Source organism: Pseudomonadota bacterium (genome assembly GCA_039818985.1).
Taxonomy (GTDB): domain Bacteria; phylum Pseudomonadota; class Alphaproteobacteria; order Sphingomonadales; family Sphingomonadaceae; genus Alterisphingorhabdus.
In genome coordinates this window covers 2,161,549-2,186,174 of record JBCBSU010000001.1, presented here as the reverse complement: position 1 = coordinate 2,186,174, position 24,626 = coordinate 2,161,549, and the positions used below count along the sequence as shown (strand labels likewise).

The following is a 24,626-nucleotide window of genomic DNA, read 5'->3' as shown; positions in this document are numbered from 1 at the left end:
AAGACCGTCACACCCCCGGCCCGGGCCTCTGCGCCCGTCGCCGGGGGCATGCCGCTTTCGCAATCGCTGCCGGTGCAGAGCCAGGGTATCGACAAGGCCGCGCTGCGCGATGCGGCAGAGGCATTTGAGGCGCATTTCCTGCGCCAGATGATCGGTTCGATGCGTTCCGCATCGCTCGGCGAAGATCTGCTCGGCAGCAATGCCGGTGACCAGTTTCGTGATCTTGCCGATGACCGGATTGCCGAGAGCATGGCCGAACAGCAAAGCTTCGGCATTGCGGAACTGCTGTTGCAGCAATTCGGGGTCGATGACACACGTGATACGCCCTTCGGAGAACAGAAATGAGCTCGCTCCTCACCATTGGCAGATCCGGTCTTGCGGTTAACAGCCGCGCCATGGAGACCGTGTCCAACAACATCGCCAATGCGGAGAATCCGGATTATGTCCGGCGCACCACCCGGATTGCCGATCAGACGGTAACCGGAGCGCTGAACCCGCTTTATGTGTCGCAGACCGGTCTTGCTGGTGCGGCGGTGGTTGGTATTGCCCGCGCCGGTGACGAGTTTCTCGAAGCCTCGGCGCGCCTCAGCGGCGCGACACTGGTACGTGCGGAAACGGCTGCCAGCTGGCTGACTTCGGTGGAAACGGGTCTCGACAATGGCGGTCGCGATATCGGTGCGCGGCTGACTCAGGTTTATGCTCGTGGCGAGGAGCTGGCCGCTGCGCCGTTCGACGAAGCGCTGCGTGCAACGTTCCTCAGCGATATCGGGAACACCATTGGTGCCTTTCGCAGCACTGCAGGCAATATCGGCTTTTCCCTCGACCAGATGCGTGAGTCCGCCATGTCGCAGACTGCGGCGCTGAATCAGGGCCTGAACGAACTGGCGCGGATCAATGTCGACCTGCTGCGCAGCCGGCCCGGCAGCGATGGCGAAGCTGCTCTGCTCGACCAGCGCGATGCTTCGCTGGCGGCGATTACCGAACGCCTCGACGTCGATATCAGCTTTGGCGACAAGGGCATCGCTACGCTCCGCTATGGCGGCGAGGATGTCGTTGTGCGCGGTGATGCCGCGACGCTGTCACTCAACGAAAATGCAGATCGCAGCCTCCAGGTGCTGATCAATGGCACAGCCACCCGTACACCGGGCAATGGCCTGCTCGCCGGCCTCAGCGATGCGATGGTGCAGGCCGGGGCAAGGCTCGACAGTCTTGATGCACTGGCACAGCAATTCTCCAATGATATCAATGGCTGGCAGGCTGCGGGCCGCACGGATGCCGGTGCTGCTGGTGCTCCCCTGGTCGCGATCACCGCTGGTGCCGCCAGCCTGACCCTGCTGTCTGCTGATCCGGCGGCGCTGGCGCTGGCCTCGACCGATGGCACCGCCAATGGCAATATTCTCGGGCTTTCGGCGCAACGCGGCGCTGGCGGCACCGAACAGGGCTGGACCACCATCATGGCGACCCATGCCAATCTGCTCGCCACCGCGCGCAGCGAGGAGAGCACCGCCGCCGCGCTTGACCGCAATGCCCGTTCGGCACGCGATGAAAGCGCGGCTGTCGATATCGATCGTGAGACCGCCGACCTGATCCGCCTGCAACAGGCCTATGAAGCCTCGGCGCGGATCATCCAGGTGGCGCGCGAGACGATGCAGTCGATACTCGCGATATTCTAACGAAAAGGCCAAGCGATGGTAGAATCGATAAACCGTAACCGTCCGCCCGTGGCGGTCCAGACCCAGATCGAACTGGCCGAAGCGATTGCCGAGCAGCAACAGGCGATTGCGACCGGACGGCGGATCGACCAGGCCTCGGATGACCCGCAGGGCTGGATCGAGATTTCCAGCCTGTCGCGCCAGCAGAGCAATGAGCAGGCCTGGACCAACAATATCGGCCGGGCACAGACCCGGGCGAGTCTGGCCGAGTCCGCGCTCGACACCATGTCGTCGACCCTGATCAGGGCCAATGAGCTGTTGATTCAGGCGAATAGCGGGACGCTGAACGCCAATGACCGTGAGGGCATTGCACTCGAGCTGGAAGGAATATTGGCCACCCTGAATGATCTGGTTGCGCTGGGTGACGGCCATGGCGGAGCGCTTTTTCCGCAAGCGCCGCTGGCGATTCCGATCGGTGAAAATCGCGATATTGTCGCGGCCCCGTCGAGCGCGGAATTGCTCGAGAATATCGGCCCTGGCGGTGAAACGCTGCAACAGGTGATGACGCTGACAATTGATGCGGTGCGCAATGGCGATACCGTGGATAGAGAGGCGCGCTTTGCTCCGGTCGAAGCCGCTCTGGAGCGTGTCACCACGCTGATCGCGCGCCAGGGCGTTACCGGCAATGAGCTGGAGAGCGCACGCGTGCGATATGAGGATAACCAGCTGGCGCTTGCCGAGCGGCGTTCGGCGATTGAGGATACCGATGTTGCCGAAGCGATTACCCGACTGCAATCGCTGAGCACCAGCCTCGAAGCGGCACAGGCAATCTATGCCCGGATCGAACAGCGCAGCCTGCTCGACCTGCTGCGCTGATACCGCCAATTGGCGCGGCTTTTCGCTTAAGCCGCAACACTTTTCACCGTTACACCTTTGGTGAGACTGTATCCTGACATGTCAGGTCAGACGGGTGAGATAAACGCAAAGGGTGAGGCGGTATAATGCTGGTAGCTGTCGGTTTAGTGGTTCTGATCGTCATGGTATTTGGCGGTTTCATCATTTCAGGCGGCGATATCGGCCCGGTTCTGGCGGCACTGCCGCTGGAAATGATGATCATCGGCGGTGCCGGTGTTGCTGCCATCATAACCGGCAACTCCATACACCAGGTCAAGGCGTTGGGGGGCGGCTTTGTCCGCGTTTTTTCCGGTCCGAAATATAAGCGCGACGATTTCCTCAACTGTATCTTCCTGACCTCCAAGCTGATGAAGCTGTTGCGGACCGAGGGCCCTGTGGCGCTTGAACCGCATGTCGAAGAGCCGCAAAATTCCGCGATTTTTGCCGAGTATCCCCGATTGCTGGCCGATTCAGTGCTGGTCGCGCTGATCTGCGATTCACTGCGGCTGGTGGTGGTATCCTCGGGCGATCTCGACCCGCATTCGGTCGAGGAAGTGATCGACCAGCATCTCAAGACCCATCACAAAGAGGCCATGGGGCCGGCAGAGAATCTGCAATGGCTGGCCGATGCGCTGCCGGCGCTGGGTATTGTCGCCGCCGTTCTCGGTGTTGTGAAAACCATGGGTTCGATCGACAAGCCACCGGCCGTATTGGGCGGGATGATCGGCTCTGCGCTGGTCGGCACCTTTCTCGGCGTTTTGCTGGCTTACGGCATTGTCGGCCCGATGGCCAATCGCTGCAAGCACAGCATAGAAAGCGATCTGGCGATGTACGATATCGTCAAGCAGATCATCATCGCCAGCCTGCACGGCCACCCGCAGCCGCTGGTGATCGAGGCCGCGCGGTCGGGCCTTGAACATGGCAACCAGCCGAGCTTTGCCGAGGTGTTTGACGGTTTGAGGGCGCGCTAAGTCATGGCTGCGGCAAAATCTGCCAACAAAGACAATCAGCGGCCGATCATCGTCAAGAAGATCATCGCTGATGACCATGGCGGCCATCATGGCGGTGCTTGGAAGGTGGCCTATGCCGATTTCGTGACCGCGATGATGGCGTTCTTCCTGCTGATGTGGCTGCTCGGGGCGACTGATGAGAAACAGCGCAAGGCGCTGGCCGACTATTTCACCCCGACACTGGTGGAGCTGAAACAGGGCAGCGCTGGTTCGAACGGCCTTTTCGGCGGCGATTCGGTGGTTTCGCGCGATGAATATCCGCATGCCATGGGGCAGACCGGCGACCGCTCACTGACCATCCCGAAAGATGCGACCGGTGTCGAGGACAGGGGTGGCAAGTCAAACCGTTCGTTGCAGAAAGTGGCGTTCGAGGCGTTGCGCGAGGAGCTGGAACAGCGGCTCAATTCGCGCCCTGATCTGGTGCAGATGTCGCGCAATGTGCGCTTTACCCATACCCAGGAAGGGCTGCGCATCGATCTGGTCGATGAAGCCGATTTTGCGATGTTCAGCCTGGCCACCGACGATCTTGCCCCACGTGCGCGGGTGCTGTTGGCGGAAGTTGCCGATGTCATTACCAGTCTGCCCAATCCGGTGATTGTCCGGGGGCATACCGACAGCCTGCCCTATGCATCGGGCAAGGTGATGAACAACTGGATGCTTTCAACGGCGCGCGCCGAGGCGACGCGCAAGACACTGGTAGAGGGTGGGGTAGAGCCGAAACGTATGCTCCGTATCGAAGGTGTAGCCGCGCGCGAGCCGTTCAACCCGGCAGATCCCGCCGATCCGCGCAATCGCCGTATGTCGATCACCCTTGCCTATATGGACGGCAGTGCGGGTGCCGTCGCTGCGGTACAAGAATCAGCAGACGAGTCAGAAAGCTGAGCCGGTAACGGCACCCGCGCAATCATTGCGGATGCCGACATAGCCGCAAGAACTTTTCGGTGCCGCTCGCGACACGCCGGGCGATCTCGTCACGGCTGAGTGGCTGGCGCACCGAAAGGCGGAATTCCATATCGGCAAAGCCTTTCCAAAGGCTCAGCAGATCCTCGGCACCTTCACGCGGATTGTCGAGCATCAGCTCGCCTTTTGATGCCGCTTCCGATAGCACCCGGGTCAAACGATCGCGGCACTGGCCGGGTCCGGCAGCAAAGAAACGATGCGCCAGATCCGGATGCTCGGCCAGGTCCTGCGCCAATATCCGCTCCATGGCCACATGGTTTTTGTGGAACAGAAAAGCCAGCAGCGCTTCACCAAATCCGTTGAGCCGGGTGACAAGGTCGGTGCTCTCGGCCTTTTCCTCGCTGAGCATCACGGACATGGTCTCGACCTGGGCCTTGACCACTTCCTCGAACAGCGTTGGCTTGTCACCAAAGCGGTTGTAGATGGTGACTTTGGACACGCCGGCAGACTGGGCAATCTCTTCGATTGTGGCGGCGGCCACACCCTTGGTGAAGAAGATGCGCTGTGCGGTTTCTATGATCGCGCGATGCTTTTCCGGGTCACGCGGGCGACCGCCCGGATGCGGTGCTTTCAGTCCCTTGCTGGTAACGGATTTCGACAAAATGGAACCTTTTTCAGAAATTGAACATTGACGTTCAATAACTATCGGTTAATTAATAAACGAGAGCGTTCACTATCATGAGTCGTGCGGCGATGCAAACGCTGCGCCATGGTGTTTCACAGCGGATTCGACCGAGGGACAGGAATGAACTGGATTGCTATCCGAATGCTGACCGGCGACCGTACCAAATTTGTCGGTCTGCTCTTTGGGGTGGCCTTTTCGACCCTGTTGATCAGCCAGCAGGTGACCATTTTTGTCAATCTGCTGATGCGCGGCGCCAGCGCGGTGGAGGATATTTCAACTGCGGAAATCTGGGTCATGGATCCTTCCGGACGCACCGCGGATATTACCTTTCCGATGCCGTCCACCGCGCTGGAGCGGGTACGCGGTGTCGATGGCGTGCAATGGGCAGTGCCGCTGATCCGTGCCGGAGCCAATGTCCGTACCCGCGATGGCGATCTGGAGGGCGTTACCGTGATCGGTGTCGATGATGCGACGTTGATCGGCCTGCCGCGCAATATGGTCCGGGGAGAACGCGGTGCACTGGCCGATCCGGATGCGGTGTTTATCGACGATGTCGGTTCGCGCCGCCTGTTCCCCAGCAGCGAAGAGGCCATGGGCACCCGCCTTGAACTGAATGACCAGCGTGCGGTGATCCGCGGTATTGTCGATGCCACTCCGACCTTCACCTCGCAGGTCACGCTCTATACCCGCTATTCCAATGCGCTCAATTTCGTGCCGGGTACACGCAACCGCATGAGTTTCGTTCTGGTGCGTACTGAAGATGGCCGCAGCCCGGTCGAGGTGGCGCGCTATATCGAAAAGGTCACCGGCCTCAAGGCGCGCACGCGCGAGGAATTTGCGGATGACGGGATCAACTTCATCATCGAGAATACAGGTATCCCGGTCAATTTCGGCATCACCGTGGCGCTCGGTTTCATTGTCGGTGTGGCGATTGTCGGGCTGACCTTCAGCCTCTTCATCCGTGATAATATCAAGCAGTTCGGCGCATTGAAGGCGATCGGTGTGACCAACAACAAGATCCGTCTGATGGTCGCCTGTCAGGCCGGACTGGTCGGGTTGATCGGTTATGGTATCGGCATTTTTCTTGCAGTGCTGTTTATCTACACCACCGAGGCGATCGACACCTTCAAGGGCTTCTACACACCCTGGCAGATCCCGTTGCTCACCGCGGTGGTCACCATGGTGATGATCATGCTCACCGGTTTTCTGGCGTTGCGCGAAGTGGTGAACACTGAACCATCGGAGGTGTTCCGATGAACCAGCAGGCCGTATCTACCGCGCGACCCGTTCCGCTGCAGGTGATCGAGAATGCCGCCATCTCGGTGCGCGGCATCGTCAAGGAATTCCCGGTTGGCGACAGTTTTATCCGGGTGCTGCACGATATCGATCTCGATGTTCGCCCCGGCGAACTGACCTATCTTGTCGGCGAGTCCGGATCGGGCAAGACGACGCTGATCTCGATCATTGCCGGGATTATGTATCCGACCAAGGGCAGTGTCAGCGTTTTCAATACTGCCATCTATGACCTGTCCGATAATGGCCTGGTCAATTTCCGGCTCGATAATATCGGCTTTGTATTCCAGCAATATAACCTGCTGCCGACGCTGACCGCTGCGGAAAATGCCGCCGTGCCGCTCATTGCCGCCGGTGTGCCGCGTGCCGAGGCTGAACAGCGAGGCCGCGAAATGCTGGAGAAACTCAATATTGGCGATCAGGCAGACAAACTGCCGCGCCAGCTTTCCGGCGGCCAGCAACAACGCGTCGCGATCAGCCGTGCGCTGGTGCATGAACCCAAGCTGGTGGTCTGTGACGAACCGACGGCCGCACTCGATGCCATGTCCGGGCGGCGGGTGATGGACCTGCTGCGCGAAGTGGCGCTGTCAGAAGAGCGCGCCGTTATCATCGTGACCCATGACAATCGCGTTTTCGATCTGGCTGACCGTATTTTGCAGATGGAGGATGGCCGCATCACCCATGATGGCAAGGAGATGCCCGATGGCCATTGATCCGCGCCACCCGCTTTCGCTGTTTCCTACTCTCACACCCATTATGCCTTCAGGGAATAACCCATGAACAAACTCAGTTTTTCCCGCCAGATATTGCCGATTATCGCGATCATCGGAATGATCGCGGCGGCCTATATGGTGTTCGTATCGCAACCTGACAGCACCACCACCGACCCGGATTCCATCCCGGCAACTGCGCCCTCCGGCCAGGCGGCAACCGTTGCCGGGGCAGGCGTGGTCGAGCCGTCGAGCGAACTGGTCGATATCGCTCCGGAAATCGCCGGTGTGGTGTCCGAGCTTTATGTCAGCGCCGGCGATACGGTCAGCAAGGGCCAGCTGTTGTTCGCGGTCGATGCGCGCGATGCCACGGCGCGGCGGCGCGAGGCCGAGGCCAGGGTGAGAAGGCTGAAAAGCAGCATTGCCGCCGCCAGCGTCACGCTCGACAATGCGCGCCAACAATTGGCACTGTACGGCGACATCGCCGATAGCCGGGCCATTTCGGAACGCGAGGTGATCGATCGTGAATCCGCAGTACGCGATGCGCGTGCACGGCTGGCACTGTCGCGCGCCGAATTGCAGGAGGCCGAGGCGCAGCTTGCCAGTGCCAGAGTGACGCTTGATCGTCTGGTAGTGCGTGCGCCGATGGCGGGTGAGATACTCGACGTCAATATCCGCCCCGGCGAATTTGCCCAGACCAACCAGATGGGCGGCAACGCTCAGCCGGCGATCATCATGGGCAATACCGATCCGCTGCATGTACGCATCGATATTGACGAGAATGAGATTGAACGGCTGTCGCTCGGTGATCCTGCTGTGGTCAGTCCGCGCGGCAATGGCGACAAGAAGGTGAATGTCGATTTTGTCCGCGCCGAGCCGCTGGTCACACCCAAGACATCACTGACCAACTCGTCCTCCGAACGGGTCGATGTACGGGTGCTGCAATTGATTTATGCGCTGCCCGGGGATGATCATGGGCTGTTTATCGGCCAGCAGGTCGATGCCTTTGTCCCGGCGATCGCGCCCCAGGCCGAGGACGACCCCGACAGCAAATCCCGCGACACCAAATCCCGCGACACCAAATCCCGCGACAAGGCGGAGACGCAGTGATGGCACCGCATTTCGGCCATCGGCAGATATGGCCACTGCTGGCTGGTGTGTCGCTGCTTGCCGGCTGTATGACCGGTACCAGGCCGCCCGCACCGGAAACGGTGGTGTTGCCCGACGGCTTTGCCGCTCCCCTTGCCACCAGCGAACAGGCCGGGACCATTGCCGCGCTGCTGCCGGTTGACGACCCCGGTTTCATCGCGCTGCGCGACACCGCTCTGGGCAATGCCCCCGATCTCGCCGCAGCAATGGCACGGATCAATGTTGCCCGGGCCGGGCTGCGCGGTGCCGGGGCGGAACGTTTCCCCAATATCACCGGCTCGGCCTCGGTAACGCAGCAGCGGATCAATCCGGCGCAATTCGGCGGTGGCGGAGATAGCGGAGACGGTGGCGGGCCGGGCGGCTTTGTCATCAACCAGGACCAGACGCTGTTCAGCACCTCGCTCAATGCCAGCTGGGATGCCGATCTTTTCGGGCGGCTCCGCGCTGCCGAGCGCGCAGCGGCGCTGCGGCTCGATGCCAGCACCGCCGATGCCGCGGCAACAAGATTGGCGCTGACCGCAGATATCGCGCTGAATGTTGCCGATTATCGTGCTGTGGCTGCGCGACGGGCGGTTATCGATGCCGAAATTGCCGACCTCAGTGCACTTGAAGCCCTGACTGGTGAGCGCGCAAGGGCAGGGTTGGTACCTGAATTTGATACCGTGCGTGCCCAGTCGCTGCTGCGCCGCGCGGAATCGCGCCGCGCGCCGCTGGTTGCTGAAGAAGGCGCGATTGTCGCGCGGCTGGCGACGCTGACCGGACAGTCGGTGCAGCAGGTCAAGGCGCAGCTTGGTGCCGGTGATGCGCAAGCCTCTGCCGGTTTTGCCAGCGTTCCGGCGTTGCGCGTGCCGTCGACACTGTTGCGTGCCCGGCCCGATGTCGTCGCCGCGCAATATCGTCTTGCCGCCGCCGATGCCGATCTCGCCTCGGCGGTGGCATCGCAATATCCCAGCTTTTCGATACAGGCGAGTCTGGGCCTGATTGCGCTGGCACTGGGCGATCTGTTCAGTGACGATGCGATCATCGGCTCGGTGGTCGGCGGCGCGACGGTACCGTTGCTCGATTTTGGCCGTATTGGAGCGCAGATCGACCAGCGTGAGGCCGAGGCAGCACTCGCCTTTGCCGATTATCGCCGCGTCCTGTTCACCGCACTGGGGGATGTCGAGGCGGCGCTGACCGCAGTGGCCGCTTCCGATGCTGAAGTGACCGCGCTGGCGCGCCAGGCGGAGACCGATCGTGACGCCGCTACACTTGCCGATATCCGCTACCGCAATGGCCTGGACGATTTCCTCACCGTTATCGATGCGCAGCGAAACGCCAATGCCTCGGCCGAGGCATTGGTGCTGGCCGAGGCCAATGCTCGACGCCAGCGTATTGCGCTCTACCGCGCTATTGGGGGTGAACCGCAAACCGCAACATCAGTGGTCGAGGTGGTCCAGCCAGCGGAGGGGCCATAGACCAGGCGCATTATCGCATTTCCGAACAGATGCCCGACCTCCCCCTCTCGGGCGTTTGCCGGGGCCAATCTCCCCCTCCCTGGCGGCCCCGGACAAGCAAAAGGGGCGGCACACATCCATGTGAACCGCCCCTTTTGTCTTGCTTTCCTCTCTCCAGACCGAAGGGGAGACCGATATCACCAGATCCGGATGCGTTCTTCCGGCGGCAGATAGAGTTCATGATCGGGGCCGACATTGAACGCTTCATACCATTCATCGAAATTGCGCACGATGCCGTTGACGCGGAAATCCGGTGGTGAGTGCGGGTCGGTCTTGAGCTGGCGCCGCAGATATTCCTCGCGCGATTTGTTGCGCCACACCTGGGCCCAGGCCATGAAGAAGCGCTGATCACCGGTCAGCCCGTCAATCACTGGTGCTTCTTTGCCTCCCAGCGAGAGCTTATAGGCGCGATAGGCCATGGAAAGGCCGCCAAGGTCACCGATATTCTCGCCCAGGGTGAGCTGACCGTTGACACAGGTCTCGCCATCATCGAGCGGGCACAGCCTGTTATACTGGGCCACCAGCGCGTTGGTCAGCTTCTGGAAATTGGCGAGGTCGCTCTCGGTCCACCAGTTGCGCAGCACGCCATCGCCATCGGACTTGGCGCCCTGATCGTCAAAGCCATGGCCCATTTCATGGCCGATAACACCGCCAATGGCGCCGTAATTGACCGCCGGGTCCGCCGACAGGTTGAAGAAAGGCGGTTGCAGAATAGCTGCAGGGAAAACAATCTCGTTGCGGTTGGGTGAATAATAGGCGTTCACCGTCTGCGGCAGCATGAACCATTCGGTCTTGTCGATCGGCCCGCCCAGCTTGGACAGCATGTCATCAAATGCCCAGTCATTGGCAGCCATCATATTGCCAAAGGCCGAACCCGGTTCGACGGTGAGATCGTCATAGGTCTCGAACTTCTCGGTATAACCGATCTTGGGCGTGAACTTGGCCAGCTTGTCGCGGGCGGCGACCTTGGTTTCCTCGCCCATCCATTCGATATCATCGAGATTGGCCGCCATTGCGCGGCGCAGATTCTCGACCAGTTCATCCATTGCCGCCTTGTTCTCGGGCGGGAAATAGCGCGCGGCATAGACCTTGCCGACGCCTTCGCCCAATGCGCCCTCTACGGCACTGACGGCACGTTTCCAGCGCTCGCGCTGCTGTTCGCGCCCCCCCAGCTTCTTGCCGTAAAAGGCGAAGCTCGCCTCATCGATATCGCTCGGCAGCACTGAGGCGGCATCGGACAGCATATGTGCTGCCAGATAGGCCTTCCATGTCGCCAGCGGTGCCTCATTGGCGAGCTTCAGCAGGCCCGGAATACCGGCGCCGAGCTTGGCCAGCTGTTCCGGCGTCAGGCCGTTCTCATCAATTTCCTCGGCGGTCGGGGTGAGCTGGCGGATGACATAGCTGTCATTATCACCGAGGCCGACTTCGTCCATAAAGGCTGCGATCGGGAAACCGCCGGCCATGGCGATCAGCCCGGCCCGGTCGACCTTGTTATAGGTGAGGTTGCGGTTGCGTCCCAGCGCCCGGTCCCAATGCTGTTCGGCAATCTGGCGCTCAAGCCCATAGACCGCTTCGGCGGCGGCGGCCGGGTCCTCATATCCCGCCTTGCCGAGCAGGAAGGTCAGATATTCCTTATAGGCTTTGCGGATATCCTGGTTGCGCTCGCTGTCATCGAGATAATAGCTGCGGTCGGGCAGGCCGAGACCGGACTGGTTGACATAGAAGGTATATTGGTCGGTCTGCTTGCTGTCGACATCGACCCAGCCGCCCAGTGGTGCCGAAAGGCCGGTCATGCCAAAGGCTTTGGCCAGATCTTCGCGGCTGTCGATGGCCATGATCGTGCCCATAAGCCCCTGAACCGGGGCAAGACCGGCGGCGTTGATGGCATCGACATCCATGAAGGTGTTGTAATAGGCGGCAATCTTGCCTTCGAGTGTCGCCGGGTCGGGCTGTTCCGCAGCCAGCTCATCGATGATCTTCTTGACCCGCTGTTCGGATTTCTCGGCCAGCAGTGTGAAGCCGCCATAGCGCGAACGGTCGGCGGGAATTTCGAAGCTGTCGACCCATTTGCCGTTCACATGGGCGAAGAAGTCGTCGCCGGGATGCACGCTTGGCTTGAACAGCGTGGTGTCGACACCCCAATCGCCCCAATAGTCACGCGCGGTGGTGTTGATGCCTTCCTCACCGCCTTGTTCTTCCGCTGCGATCAGCGTATCACGATCGCTGGCTTCGATATCGCCGGTTTTCGCCTGTGCGGCAGTCGCAGTGGAAATAGCCAGCGCCGCGAACGACGCGGTGGCAAACAGCTTCTTCATTGGTAATGGCTCCCCATTATTCTGGATATATTTTGTGCAGTCTGTTGCATATGGCACAGCTTTGTCCCGCGCAAAATCACTTCTGCCAAAACCCCAGCCGGTTCGATAACCAACATTCTCGTTGCGAAACAAAAGCAAAATGGCAATGCGGGGTTTTCCGGCATTGCCATTGGCCCATGGCCTGCTAATCCGACGCGATAATGCTGGTCTCCATTCTTCTCCTCATAGTGGGTTTGGCGCTGCTTGTCGGTGGCGGTGAATTGCTGGTGCGCGGTGCGGTACGGCTGGCCGACCGTCTTGGCGTCAGTCCACTGATCGTCAGCATCGTGATCATCGGTTTCGGCACCTCGGCACCCGAGCTGGCCGCCAGCATAGAAGCCAGTCGCATCGGTGCGCCCGGCATTGCCTGGGGCAATGTGATCGGCTCCAACCTGGCGAACAGCCTATTGATCCTGGGGGCGACAGCAACGGTCGGTCGGCTGGCGGTAACGCGCGGTCCGTTATGGCGCGATGGGGGCGTCGTCATTGTCGCCACCTTCATGCTGTGGATGCTGGCGATGGATGGCAATATCGGTCGACTCTGGGGCGTGGCGATGCTGGCGTTGCTGATCGGCTATCTCTCTTATGCGGTTATACAGGAAAAACGCAGCGGCGGGGTGACTGCCGCCGGGGACTTCGGCATCGCCAATGCCGAGATACTGGGCGTCGATGAAGAGCCGGGCGAGGCACTGGACGATGCGGTGGAGATCGCCGCCCGACCGGAAGCGAGCGGAATACTCGGCCTCTATTACCGCTATCCGGTGCCGTCCTCGCTTGTGATCCTGCTTATCGGACTGGGGCTGATCCTGGGTGGCGGGTCAATGCTGGTCGAGCAGGCGGTGGTCATTGCCGGCGCATTCGGTCTCAGCGAGACGCTGATCGGAATCACCGTGATCGCCATGGGCACCTCGGCGCCCGAGCTGGTAACCTCGCTTGTAGCCGCCTTGCGCAACCAGGGCGAGATCGCGGTGGGCAATGTCATGGGCTCGAACATTTACAATATCCTGGGCATTGGCGGCACTGTTGCGGTGCTGTCACCCAAAGGCTTTCCCGATAATCTGGTGATGCCCGATCTGCCGATCCTGATGATGTCGGCCATCATCATGATGCTGTGCGCCGCATCGCATTACAGCATCTACCGCCGCGAAGGCGTGCTGCTGCTGTTGTGCTATCTGAGCTATATCGGCTGGAAGGTCGCGACTATCTGAGTCAACAGCGCTGCCGGGCGTGACAGGCACAATGGCCAGCGCTATATTGATCAAAACATGGAAAATATATGGGCCAAGGGTCCCAGGGGAACGATATGCGTACATGGGTGCGAAACAGCCTGATCTTCATCTTTCTGGTCATTGCGATACTGGTTGCGGCAGCGTTCTTCCTGCTGCGCGGACAAATGGCGGAATATACACTGGATCAGCTGAGCGGGCCCGATCCGGTGATCTCCGAGCCGCGCATCGAGCGCTTTCCGACGATCAATATTGCCGAGATTGCCGGCTGGGCCAAAGATGAGGCACCGATTGCCGCCAAGGGCCTGACGGTGACCCGCTTTGCCGAAGCACTCGACCATCCGCGGCAAATGTATCGCCTGCCCAATGGCGACATATTGGTAGCCGAGACCAACAGCCCGCCGCGCGAGAACAAAGGCATAGAGGGCTGGGTGATGCGCAACCTGATGTCGCAGGCAGGTGCCGGCTCAGCCTCTGCCAACCGTATCAGCCTGTTGCGCGACGCCGATGGCGACGGTGTGGCCGAGCAGAAAACCGTTTTCCTTGAAGGGTTGAACTCACCTTTCGGCATGGCGCTGGTCGGTGACACGCTTTATGTCGCCAATACCGACGCGGTGCTGGCTTTCCCCTATAGCGAGGGTGATACGCAAATCACTGCCAAGGGCGAGAAGATTGCCGATCTTAACGCCTCCAAGCCGAACAACCACTGGACCCGAAACCTCATCGCCTCACCCGATGGCACCAGCCTGTTCGTTGCGGTCGGCTCCAACAGCAATATCGGTGAAAACGGCATGGACAGTGAGAAACAGCGTGCCGCGATCCTCGAAATCAAGCTCGATGACGGCAATGCGTTGCGCGAATATGCCTCAGGGTTGCGCAATCCGGTGGGCATGGATTTCCATCCGATTACCGGCGGGCTGTGGACCGTGGTCAATGAGCGCGACATGCTTGGTCCCGATCTGGTGCCCGACTATCTTGCCGAAGTCGATGTCGGTATTCAGTTTGGCTGGCCGCATTATTATTGGGGCGGCTATCGCGACAGCCGGGTCGAGGAGGTGCTGTTGCGCGACCTCTCCGATTATATCCGCCGCCCGGACTATGCTCTTGGCGCGCATGTTGCGCCACTTGGCGTGGTCTTCTCGCATGAATCGGTATTTTGTGACGCCTTTGCCAATGGTGCCTTTATCGCCCGTCACGGATCGTGGAACCGCAAGCCGGCATCGGGCTATGATGTGGTGTTCGTCGCCTTTGCCGACAATGGCGAGCCTGAGGATGCCCTGCCGGTCGATGTGCTGACCGGCTTCCTCACCGATAATGGCGATACCCGCGGTCGTCCGACCATGGTCGAGATCGACGCTACCGGTGCGCTGCTGGTTACCGATGATACCGCGGGCATCATCTGGCGTGTCGCGCCAGAGCCGGGCTCATGCCCGCCCATTGGTGGCGACAGCGACGATGATAGCGGAGCCGCTGTCGACGAAGCTGCCTGATCCTTTTACCAACCCTTGCTGCAGGACATGTCCATGACCGTCACCCAAGCCGTGCGCAACCGCCGCTCAGTCCGTCATTTTCTCGACACACCGGTCGATACGGACATATTGCGTCAGGCACTGGAAACGGCACAATATGCGCCATCGGGTGGTAACCTCCAGCCATGGCATGCCGAGGTGCTGACGGGTGAACCACTGGCAGAGCTCAAGGCGGCGGTGGCCACGAAGCTGCCCCTCGGGCCGGACGGGCAATCGCCGGAATATCCCATCTATCCCAAAGGTCTGCAGGAACCCTATCGCAGCCGTCGCTATGGTGTTGGTGAGGCGCTTTATGACAGCCTTGGCATAGCCCGTGAGGACAAGATGGGCCGGATGATGCAGATGGCGCGCAATTTCCAGGCATTCGACGCGCCGGTGTGCCTGTTCGTGCATACACCGAAAAATATGGGACCGCCCCAATGGTCGGATATCGGCATGTGGATGCAAACGCTGATGCTGTTGCTGGTCGAAGCCGGGCTCGACAGTTGTCCGCAAGAGGCATGGTCGATCTATGGCGCAGAAATCCGCACTGCGCTGGGGCTGTCCGATGACCATATCTTCTTTTGCGGCATGGCTATCGGTCATCGCGATCCGGAGGCACCGGTCAACCGCTTCCCTGTGCCGCGCGCACCGCTGTCGGAAGCAATATCATTTCACGGCTTCGCATAGCAACCGCACCTTGCCGATGGGCTGCGATCACCCTGATATTCTTGCTGATTGTGCCATTATTACACAAAGTTGCGACAATTGTGATTTGTGGCACCATGGCTTCCCTTAATGTCTGATACATCCTATAACAGTTGTGAAATGAGTCTCATAAGGCTGCAGCTGGGCTGCGCATAGCGGGGCTTAAATCGGGTCGCACTGTAATGGATGCTGTCGGCGTGGGAACGCCGGGCGGCGGCATTTGCAAGAGGGGTGTGCGATGCGGTTTTGTGAGGAAGATGCTCCCGTCAGGACAACCGGGAGGCTTTCATTTCTCCATCTCCCTGACAGGATGATGCGTTCTTCGCAGCTGGCGTGCAAGGCTGCGCTGGCTATTGGTCTGTCGCTCGCCACAATAGCCTCGGTCGTTCCCGTTCAGGCCCAGCAGCCGGTCAGTCTGCGCGACAGCTTTCCGGTCGGCAGCGGTGGTGGCGACACGCTGTGCCAGGCCCAGAGCCGGTCGCTCGATCCTGCCAATATCTCTCCATTTGACCGTAGCTGGGCGATTGTTTGCCGCGATTCCGCCAAGCCGGTCGGCTATGTTTTTGCGCTTAGGGAGAGTGCTGGAGACGTATCGCAGCGGCTGACGACCCGGCGCAGCGATGATGTCGATTGCTCTACCTCGCAACAGGCGGCAAGTTCCGATGCGCGCTCCTGTATCTGGCGCGAGGGCAATTTGCCCTACACCATTTTGCGCCGCAAGACTGGCAAGGCGCATTATGTTGCCGAGGGCTTTTCCGCCTATAATGATGCGTTGCGGCTGGCGCTGGAATCGGTGATGACCGACCGGCTGGTCGATGGTGATATCCGCGTTGTTACCACATCATTCGGCGACAGCGCCGCCTTCGCCAGGGTGCAGGCACTGACGCTCGAGCCGGATCAGGCACTGGCTGAGGGCTATCGACGCAATAATCGTGGCGATTATGCTGATGCGGCCGCGTTTTTCGAGACGCTCGAACAGCGGCTGATCGGCGAGGAAACCAGCCTCGACCCGGCGGAGTTCATCATCAACCGGGCGTTGCAAAAATCCAATCTCGGCGAATTTGCCGAGGCCGATGCGCTGTTTGCCGAGGCGCGACGCAGCCCGACCGACGATCCGGTGCAGGCGCGGCTGCGGCGTAATTTCGAGGCAATCCACCTGATCAACCAGCGCCAATATGACGCCGCCAGGGCGCGGCTTGCTGAACCGATCGCGCCGATTGTCGACAGCGCTAGGGTGTTGCGCGAACAGGGCGAGATCACCCGCCCGATTTCAGCCCGGATCAACAATGAGACCAGCCTTGGCGACATTCTGGGTTTTGTCGATGATCTCAAACTGACGCCGGAGGAGCGAGCGATCATCATCGATGCGCAGGCCAGGCACCTGGTTGCCACGGCACAGCGGCTTTCGGGCCAGCCTGAAGTGGCGCGGGAAGGCCTGTTGCAGGCGTTGCAAGAGGTCATGGCGGTGCGCGATGGCCGGGTCGTATCGATTATCCGGTTGCGTACCCAGATACTCACCGAACTGGGTGTCATAGCCGAAGATGGCGGCGACTATGCGACGGCAGAGGATTATTATCAGCAGGCGATCACACTGTTGCAGACACAATATCCCGAAACGCGCGCGCTGAGTGCGGCAAGGGCGCGGCTGGGGGCATATCTGGTGCGTCGCGGCGAGAATGACAGGGCGCGTGCCGTGTATCGCGAGGTGGTGGAAAACTCGCTCAACCGGCGCAGCGCACTGACCGGATTTGCCAATCAGCTGGCGCCCTATTTCGACATGCTGGTGGGTGACGGCAATGCCAGTGATGCAGATGTGCAGGAGTTCTTCGAGGCGACCCAGATACTGGTCCGGCCCGGTGTTGCCGAGACCCAGGCGATATTGGCACGCGAACTCAGCGCCGGCGATGACGAGGCGGCAAGGCTGTTCCGCCAGTCGACCAACCTTACCCGCTCAGTCGAGAGGCTTCGGATCGAGTTTGCCGCGCTCGGCGAAGTCGAGGACCAGGGCAGTGTTGCCCAGCGCCGCGTTGCGCTGGCGAGCGAAATTGACCGATTGGAGGCGGCGCAGCGCCAGGTGCTGATCAGCCTCTCGGCCTATCCGCAATATACCGCGCTGGCGACGCGGCTTCTCGGCCTTGACGAGCTGTCCGATGCGATCAAGCCGGGCGAAGGCTTCAGCCGCATTTCGGTCGCTTCGGGCAAGGTCTATGTGTTCTTTACCGACGGCGAGACCAGCCGTGCCTGGCGCGCTGATCTCAGCGCTGCCGATATGGAACGCCGTGTCGATGCGATACGCGAGACCATTTCCGAATTCGATCCGGTGTCCCGGCAATATCTGACCACGCCCTTTGATGTTGCCAATGCCCGGTCGCTCTATAGAGACCTGTTCCAGCCGATTGACGGCCCTCTGCGCAATCTCGACCATCTGATTTTCGAGCCTGATGGTGCGCTGCTGCGGTTGCCGATCGACCTGCTGGTCACAGATGATGCCTCGGTGGAGCGCTTTGCTGCGCGCGCCGACAGCATCGATGGCGACCCGTTCGATGTCAGCGATGTCCGATGGCTGGCGCGTGATCTGGCGGTGAGTACCGCGGTGTCGGCGCGAGCCTTTGTCGATGCCCGGGATGCACCGGCATCGGGCGCAAGCCGGCAATATCTTGGCATGGGCGAAAATGCCGCGATTTTCGGCGAAACCCGCATCAGTGGCACTCGCGGACCGACAGGGGAGGGTACGGCGGGCTGTGCCTGGCCACTGGCAGAGTGGAACAAGCCGATTTCCGCAGCGGAATTGCGTGCCGTCGGCACGTTGGTTGGCCAGTCGCAGTCGGAACTGCTCACTGGTGCGGCATTCAGCGACAGCGCTATCAAGGCGCGCGGCGATCTGGATGACTATCGCATATTGCACTTCGCTACCCATGGTTTGGTCACCGCGCCGCGTCCCGAATGTCCGGCACGCCCGGCGCTGCTGACCTCCTTTGGCGATGACGATTCCGACGGGCTGTTGACCTTTCGCGAAATATTCGACTTGAGGCTCGACGCCGATCTGGTGATCCTCTCTGCCTGTGACACCGCCGGCAAGGCAACGGTTGCGGCCACGCGGGAGGCCGGGCTGGACACGGGTGGCGGCGGTTCGCTCGATGGTCTGGTGCGTGCCTTTATCGGCGCCGGTGGCCGTTCCGTGCTCGCTAGCCACTGGCCGGCACCCGATGATTTCGATGCGACATCGCGACTGATCACCACGCTTTTTGCCGAAGGGCAGGACACGGCGATATGGGCGGCGCTGTCAGCCGCGCAAAAGCCGCTAATGGATGACCCGATAACGTCGCATCCCTATTACTGGGCCGGTTTTGCGGTGATCGGCGACGGTGCGCGCAGCCTGCGCATGGATAGCGCAGCCAGCCCGGCGGCTGCGGACTGACGCATGACCGATATCGCCCCCTCCGCTGCACCATCAAGTGTCGAGGTTGACCGCACGGCCAGGCGGATGATCTCGCAACTGGGTCCTGTGCGGCTGGTGGCGACCGTCTTCTTCATCCTGTTGGCGCTGCTGATCGCACGGTTCAGCTGGGATGTACCGCTGCTGCGCGATGCGGAAAGCGCGCTTTACGATATCCGCGCGGCCAATTTCGCACCACAGGCGGCGCAGGATGAGCGTATCGTTATGGTCGTCTATACCGACAAGACATTGCGCGACACCGGCCAGCGATCACCGGTGGATCGCACCATTCTTGCCAATGCGCTGCAGAATATCGATGCGCTGCAGCCGAAATCGATCGGCATCGATATATTGTTCGACCAGCCGCAGGATGATGACCCGCTGTTGCAGCGGACGCTGCTCGACATGGCCACGCCGACGCATATTGCCTATGCTTCGGTGGATACCAATGCCGAGGCGATCCGCTTCGAGCAGCAGAAGTTTCTCGAAGCCTATCTCGATGATGTCACCACCGGCAACAGCGCCGCAAGCAGCATTCGGCTGCAGACCGACAGTGATGGCGTGGTGCGCCGCTGGCCCGACCAGCCCGAGGAATTGCCACCATTTTTCTCCATCGCGCTGGCCGGAGAGGCCAAGGGCTTTGACAGTTATCAAGGGCCAATCCTGTTCCGCGCGCCCGAGGCGGTTGACCGCCCGGTTTTCGCCAAAATCCCAATCGATCTGTTGGCGGACCCGGCAACCGCCAAGATCGTCGCTGGACAGATTGCCGGGCGGCACGTGCTGATTGGCGGCGATTTCGTCGATTTTGACCAGTTCGACACCCCGTTCACCCGCATTGGCGATCCAGTCACCAGGGCAAGCCAGATGATCGGGCTGGAAGTTCATGCGCATATGCTGGCGCAGTTGCTTGACGGCGAGCAGCCGGCGACCATTCCCGGCGCTGTGCTGTGGCTGGCGGCGTTGCTGGTGATCATCGCCGGTGGACTGACTGCGGTCAGCAATGCCCGTGCCTGGGTGATCGCGCTGCTGCTGATCCTGCAACTGGTGTTTTTCCTCGCCATGCCCTTCTGGCTGGAATCGATGAATGTACACACGTTGGGCCTGCCGTCCTTTGGCTGGGGCGCCGGCTGGTTGATCGCCTATGCCTCGATCAGCGCATCGGCACGGGTCATCGGTTCGAAACAGCGCGCCTTTGCCCAGGGCGCTCTGGGCAAATATCTGCCCAAATCGGTCGCTTCGGAAATCCTGCAGGATCCGGACAAGCTGGCGCTGCATGGTGAGAAGCGCGAGATTTTCTGCGTCTTTACCGATCTCGAGGGCTTTACCAAGCTGAGTCACGCTATCGAACCGGAAATGGTGGCCCATTTGCTCAACGATTATCTCGACCGGCTGGCGGCGGTGGTGCTGGAATATGGTGGCACCCTCGACAAATTTGTCGGTGATGCTGTCGTTGCCTTCTGGGGCGCACCGATTTCCTATCCTGATGATGGCGAACGGGCAGCACGCGCGGCCTATGCCATGTACCAGGCCGGGGAGGATTTCCGCAACTCCGCGCCAGCCGGTGTTCCGCCGATTGGCCGTACCCGCGTCGGCATGCATTTCGGCGAAGCGATAGTCGGCAATTTTGGCGGTGAGGGGCGGATACAATACACCGCCTTCGGGGACAGCATGAATACTGCGGCACGGCTCGAAGCCGCGAACAAGGCGCTAGACACCAGGGTGCTGGTCAGCCGTGAGGCGGCCGAGCGTTCGGGACTGGACTGGTATCGGCCCATGGGCACCATCACGCTGCGGGGGCGCGCCACTCCGGTAGAGATTTTCGAGCCTGCGCCCGAATGGCAGGCCGAGCAGCGCGCCGAACTGGCAAGCATTGTATCCGCCCATGCCGAGGGTGATTCCAGCGCTGTGTCACGGCTCACAGACATTATCGCGAAATGGGGCGAAGATAATGCCCTGAGCAATTTGATGAAACGGTTGCAGGCAACCGGAAAAGGAGAAAGCTATGTTCTGGGATAATACCAGAAAGACAGGAAAGGCGACGCTAAAGGCTGCCCTGGCGGCGGCGATCGTCTCGGGGGCGTTCGCTGCGGCGACGGTGCCTGCGATGGCGCAATCGGTGGTGGTGCGTTCAACCGGGCCATCGGCATCACAATATCCTGCCGGCAAGAAGCTGGCTGCAGATGCACGCATTACGCTGAAAAGCGGCGATGTCATCACCGTTCTCGACAAGGCCGGCACCAGGGTGCTGCGCGGGCCACAAACGGTGTCGCTCAATCGTCGTGTCGCCAGTAATAGCCGGTCCAGCGGCATGGCCTCGCTGCTGACTACACGCAGCAACCGGCGTGCCCGCACCGGGGCGGTACGCAGCGCAGGAACCGCGCGTGCCGGCGATAGCCAGGCTCCGGTACGCAGCCCGAATTTGTGGTTCGTCGATACCAGCCGTCCGGGCATCTACTGCATTGTCGACCCCAAGGCGACGGTATTGTGGCGCAAAAGCGTACGCAGCGGCGAAACCGCGACACTTGTCTCTGCCAGCGGCGGTGGTTCCGCTGCTATTGAGTGGCGTCGTGGCAATGCGCTGAAGCGCTGGCCGGTCGAGACTGTGCCATTGGCCGATGGCGGCAGCTACAGCCTGGCGATGCCGGACGCCACAGAGCCGGCACAGATAACCGTGCGTATGATGGCAGATGTGCCCGAAGCTCTTGATGATATCGCTGCGGCGCTGATCGATCGCGGTTGTCAGCGGCAGCTTGATCTGCTCGTCGATACACTGGGCACCGAAGATGCAACGGATGCAGCAACGACGGACATGGCCGGATAAGATGTTGCCGATCGCATCCTCCTGCCGTGTCGTGCTGCTGTTTGCCGCACTGGCGCTTGCGCTTCCCGCAGCGGCGCGGGCGGATGTGCTGGTCATCGATTCCGCCGGTCCGTCGGCTGCCGATTATCCGCGTGGAACTCGCCTGGCCGATGATGCCGAGATTAGCCTGAAACAGGGTGATGGCCTGTTGCTTCTCGATGGCGGGGGTACAAGGGTGCTGAGGGGGCCGCTGACGATGCGGCTCGACGCACCGCACCCAAGAGCGCAGGAGCGTGCAGAGGGTATTGCCCGCTCGCTGCGCAACACACAGCGCTCGCGCGCCGGAGCGGTGCGCGGCCCTGTTCCCGCTCCCGGCGGCGGCACACTCTATGAGAATGAAAAACCCAGGACGATGTGGTTTGTCGATATCGGGCAGGGCGGCACGGTCTGCCTGGCGGAAGGTGCGCGCGTCACTTTGTGGCGCAAACGCGGAGGACGGGAACAACGTTTGCGCCTGGACCCGATCGAGGGCGGAGAGAGCAGGCTGGTCTATTTCCCGTCCGATACCAATGAAGTTGCCTGGTCGTCGGCGATGGCGGACGGAATAAAGGCGTGGCAGCTCACACAGGACCCCGCCGATGGCGAGACCGAACCGGTAAAGATCTATCTTACAGAAGTGGATATCGAGAGTGATGATCCTATCAGTCTTGCCACTGTGCTGTTGGACAATGGCTGCGACGTACAGCTCGAATATGCCGCTGAGAAGCTGAGGAATCCGCAATATGGGGTCGTGCTGCCATCGCCGGGAGGCGATGCAATTCAGCTCGTCCATAGGGAAAGGGAAACGGCACCCGCAGCGATGTGAACGCACAGGCTGTGAGAACAATGCCGCTATGTCGCGCCGGATGAATGTGCCTTGGAATGTGAAGGGGAGTTTATGAGGCAGGATATTGCCAGGCTGGCAAAAACCGGGAAGATGGCGACACGACTGCTTGCTGCAGGCGTGACGGCATCGCTGATGCTGCTATCGGTTCCGGTGGCAGCGCAGGGCGTTCCGGGCGGTGTGACCCGCGAAGAGATTCAGCGTACCGACCCGGACCGCGCTGCTCCGGTGCAGGGCCAGCCGATCAGCGTCGATACCGAATTTGAGCGTGCGCCCTGTCCATTGGCGGCCCCCGAATTTGCCTCGACCCGCTTCACCCTGAGCAATGTGCGCTTCAACGGTCCCGATGCGATCGATCGCAGCCTGCTCGCAGACAGCTTTGCCCCCTATATCGGCCAGGAAAACTCGGTCGCGATTATTTGCGAGATTCGTGACCGGGCAGCGACGGCGTTGCGCAATCAAGGCTATCTCGCTGCGGTGCAGGTACCGCCTCAGTCGATTTCCGACGGTGTGGTGACGCTCGATCTGCTGGTCGCGCGGATGACCCGGGTGGAAATTCGCGGCGATGCCGGGCCATCGGAAAAGGTGCTGGCGCGCTATATCGAAAAGCTATCGGGCCAGCCGGTGTTCAACATCGTCGACGCCGAGCGCTATCTGCTGCTGATGCGTGATATTCCAGGGCTGGATGTCCGCCTCGCGCTGCGCCCGGCCAATGCCGCGCCGGGCGAGGTGATCGGCGAGTTTTCGGTGATCCGCACACCTGTCTTTGCCGATGTTGCGATCCAGAATCTCGGTAGTCGTGAAGTCGGGCGGTTTGGCGGTCTGGCCCGGGTCAGCATCAACGGTATCACCGGGCTGGGCGACCAGACCACAATCAGTGCTTTCTCGACCCTTGATTTTGATGAACAGCAGGTTCTGCAGCTGGCGCACCGCATGACTCTGGGTGGCGAGGGTTTCACTATAGGCGGTGATTTCACCTATAGCTGGAGCGAACCGAGCGTCGGGGCCAACGGTCTGCTCGACTCCGAAACGCTGGTCGCCAATCTCAACATGCGTTACCCATTTATCCGCAGCCAGGCGAAGAATCTGTCGGGCACATTCGGGTTTGAATATATCGACCAGGATGTCGATTTCGGTGTCGCACCGCTGACCCGCGATACGCTGAGCGTGCTTTATGCCCGGCTCGATTATGGCGAGATTGCCTCTGCCAGCATTACCGGACGCGATGGTTATTCTGCGGTCGAACCGAAATGGTCGTTTCTTGCAGGAATCGAGTTGCGCCAGGGTATCGATATCTTCGGCGCGACACCGGGTTGTGGTGTCAACTTCACCGACTGCATATTGGGCAATGTCATTCCGCCCAGCCGTATCGAGGCCGATGGCACCCAGTTTGTCTTCCGCGCCAATGCGCAGCTCGATTATCGCCCAACGCCCGACCTGCTTCTCAGCGTCGCGCCGCGGGTGCAATATGCACCGGACCCGCTGCTTGCCTATGAGGAGTTTTCCGGCGGCAACTTCACTGTTGGCCGGGGTTTCGATCCGGGCGTGATCATTGGTGACAGCGGTATCGGTGTGCGCAACGAGATTGCCTATGGCTCGCTGATACCCGACGGACCCAAGGCTTCGGCATTCCAGCCCTATGCCTTTTTCGACGCTGCCTGGGTGTGGAATGAAGATGCCGCCTTTAACGGCCTCGATCCGCAGGAGCTCTATTCGCTTGGTGCGGGCCTGAGGGCCAATTTGCGCAATACCGCGACGCTCGATGCACTGATTGCGGTGCCGCTCAACAGCGCCGGTTTCCAGACCAGCGTTGGCGATGTGCGCTTTCTGTTTACGCTTTCGGTGCAGCTGGCACCGTGGAATTTGCGCTGATGTGGGGACGCAATAGCAGCACGATGTTTGAAGGGATGAGGAGCAGGACC

19 protein-coding genes are annotated in these 24,626 nt (G+C 60.7%); 17 read left to right on the top strand and 2 right to left on the bottom strand.

The window, feature by feature from the left end; all coding sequences use genetic code 11:
- Positions 1–48 precede the first annotated feature (48 nt).
- The 5 genes from AAFX04_10410 to AAFX04_10390 all read left to right on the top strand — a co-directional run bounded on the left by AAFX04_10410 (position 49) and on the right by AAFX04_10390 (position 4,438).
- Positions 49–345: a rod-binding protein gene (locus AAFX04_10410; protein MEO1045841.1), complete on the top strand. Its 297-nt coding sequence runs from the start codon at positions 49–51 to the stop codon at positions 343–345.
- Positions 342–1,673 carry a flagellar basal body rod C-terminal domain-containing protein gene (locus AAFX04_10405; GenBank protein ID MEO1045840.1) on the top strand — a complete coding sequence of 444 codons (1,332 nt, stop codon included), beginning with the start codon at positions 342–344 and terminating at the stop codon, positions 1,671–1,673. Before AAFX04_10410 ends, AAFX04_10405 begins: the two co-directional genes overlap by 4 nt.
- A 15-nt stretch (positions 1,674–1,688) precedes the next feature.
- The gene (locus tag AAFX04_10400; GenBank protein ID MEO1045839.1) at positions 1,689–2,528 is read left to right on the top strand and encodes a flagellin; all 840 of its coding nucleotides are present in this window, start codon (positions 1,689–1,691) and stop codon (positions 2,526–2,528) included.
- Between the two features lie 125 nt (positions 2,529–2,653).
- Positions 2,654–3,517: a flagellar motor stator protein MotA gene (gene motA / locus AAFX04_10395; protein ID MEO1045838.1), complete on the top strand. Its 864-nt coding sequence runs from the start codon at positions 2,654–2,656 to the stop codon at positions 3,515–3,517.
- Positions 3,518–3,520: 3 nt separating this feature from the next.
- A complete protein-coding gene (locus AAFX04_10390) occupies positions 3,521–4,438 on the top strand; it encodes a flagellar motor protein MotB (protein MEO1045837.1) in 918 nt (305 codons plus the stop codon).
- Positions 4,439–4,460: 22 nt separating this feature from the next.
- Here AAFX04_10390 and AAFX04_10385 read toward each other — a convergent pair whose 3' ends face one another.
- Positions 4,461–5,117, bottom strand: coding sequence for a TetR/AcrR family transcriptional regulator (locus tag AAFX04_10385; GenBank protein ID MEO1045836.1), 657 nt, complete (start codon positions 5,115–5,117; stop codon positions 4,461–4,463).
- Positions 5,118–5,261: 144 nt separating this feature from the next.
- On the opposite strand from AAFX04_10385, the gene AAFX04_10380 reads away from it, so the two are divergent.
- The 4 genes from AAFX04_10380 to AAFX04_10365 all read left to right on the top strand — a co-directional run bounded on the left by AAFX04_10380 (position 5,262) and on the right by AAFX04_10365 (position 9,750).
- Positions 5,262–6,398, top strand: coding sequence for an ABC transporter permease (locus tag AAFX04_10380; GenBank protein MEO1045835.1), 1,137 nt, complete (start codon positions 5,262–5,264; stop codon positions 6,396–6,398).
- A complete protein-coding gene (locus AAFX04_10375; protein MEO1045834.1) occupies positions 6,395–7,147 on the top strand; it encodes an ABC transporter ATP-binding protein in 753 nt (250 codons plus the stop codon). The genes AAFX04_10380 and AAFX04_10375 overlap by 4 nt, the downstream gene beginning before the upstream one ends.
- Positions 7,148–7,210: 63 nt before the next feature.
- A complete protein-coding gene (locus AAFX04_10370) occupies positions 7,211–8,254 on the top strand; it encodes an efflux RND transporter periplasmic adaptor subunit (protein ID MEO1045833.1) in 1,044 nt (347 codons plus the stop codon).
- On the top strand, positions 8,254–9,750 hold the full coding sequence (locus AAFX04_10365; GenBank protein ID MEO1045832.1) for an efflux transporter outer membrane subunit: 1,497 nt from the start codon (positions 8,254–8,256) through the stop codon (positions 9,748–9,750). The genes AAFX04_10370 and AAFX04_10365 overlap by 1 nt, the downstream gene beginning before the upstream one ends.
- Before the next feature lie 176 nt (positions 9,751–9,926).
- Here the strand turns inward: AAFX04_10365 and AAFX04_10360 are convergent, their stop codons facing one another.
- Positions 9,927–12,104: a M13 family metallopeptidase gene (locus AAFX04_10360; protein MEO1045831.1), complete on the bottom strand. Its 2,178-nt coding sequence runs from the start codon at positions 12,102–12,104 to the stop codon at positions 9,927–9,929.
- Positions 12,105–12,304: 200 nt separating this feature from the next.
- Between AAFX04_10360 and AAFX04_10355 the strand changes: the two genes are divergently transcribed.
- The 8 genes from AAFX04_10355 to AAFX04_10320 all read left to right on the top strand — a co-directional run bounded on the left by AAFX04_10355 (position 12,305) and on the right by AAFX04_10320 (position 24,576).
- Positions 12,305–13,351, top strand: a complete 1,047-nt coding sequence (locus AAFX04_10355; GenBank protein MEO1045830.1) for a calcium/sodium antiporter — start codon at positions 12,305–12,307, stop codon at positions 13,349–13,351.
- A 95-nt stretch (positions 13,352–13,446) separates the two neighbouring features.
- Positions 13,447–14,859 carry a sorbosone dehydrogenase family protein gene (locus AAFX04_10350; protein MEO1045829.1) on the top strand — a complete coding sequence of 471 codons (1,413 nt, stop codon included), beginning with the start codon at positions 13,447–13,449 and terminating at the stop codon, positions 14,857–14,859.
- Between the two features lie 33 nt (positions 14,860–14,892).
- Positions 14,893–15,567 (top strand): nitroreductase family protein, encoded by a 675-nt coding sequence (locus tag AAFX04_10345; GenBank protein ID MEO1045828.1) that lies wholly within the window; start codon positions 14,893–14,895, stop codon positions 15,565–15,567.
- 328 nt (positions 15,568–15,895) lie between these two features.
- Positions 15,896–19,003, top strand: a complete 3,108-nt coding sequence (locus AAFX04_10340) for a CHAT domain-containing tetratricopeptide repeat protein (GenBank protein MEO1045827.1) — start codon at positions 15,896–15,898, stop codon at positions 19,001–19,003.
- A gap of 3 nt (positions 19,004–19,006) precedes the next feature.
- Positions 19,007–21,037, top strand: coding sequence for an adenylate/guanylate cyclase domain-containing protein (locus AAFX04_10335; protein ID MEO1045826.1), 2,031 nt, complete (start codon positions 19,007–19,009; stop codon positions 21,035–21,037).
- Positions 21,024–21,842, top strand: coding sequence for a hypothetical protein (locus AAFX04_10330; GenBank protein MEO1045825.1), 819 nt, complete (start codon positions 21,024–21,026; stop codon positions 21,840–21,842). Before AAFX04_10335 ends, AAFX04_10330 begins: the two co-directional genes overlap by 14 nt.
- A gap of 1 nt (position 21,843) precedes the next feature.
- Positions 21,844–22,686 (top strand): hypothetical protein, encoded by an 843-nt coding sequence (locus AAFX04_10325; GenBank protein ID MEO1045824.1) that lies wholly within the window; start codon positions 21,844–21,846, stop codon positions 22,684–22,686.
- A 72-nt stretch (positions 22,687–22,758) separates the two neighbouring features.
- Positions 22,759–24,576, top strand: a complete 1,818-nt coding sequence (locus tag AAFX04_10320; protein MEO1045823.1) for a ShlB/FhaC/HecB family hemolysin secretion/activation protein — start codon at positions 22,759–22,761, stop codon at positions 24,574–24,576.
- Positions 24,577–24,626: the final 50 nt, after the last annotated feature.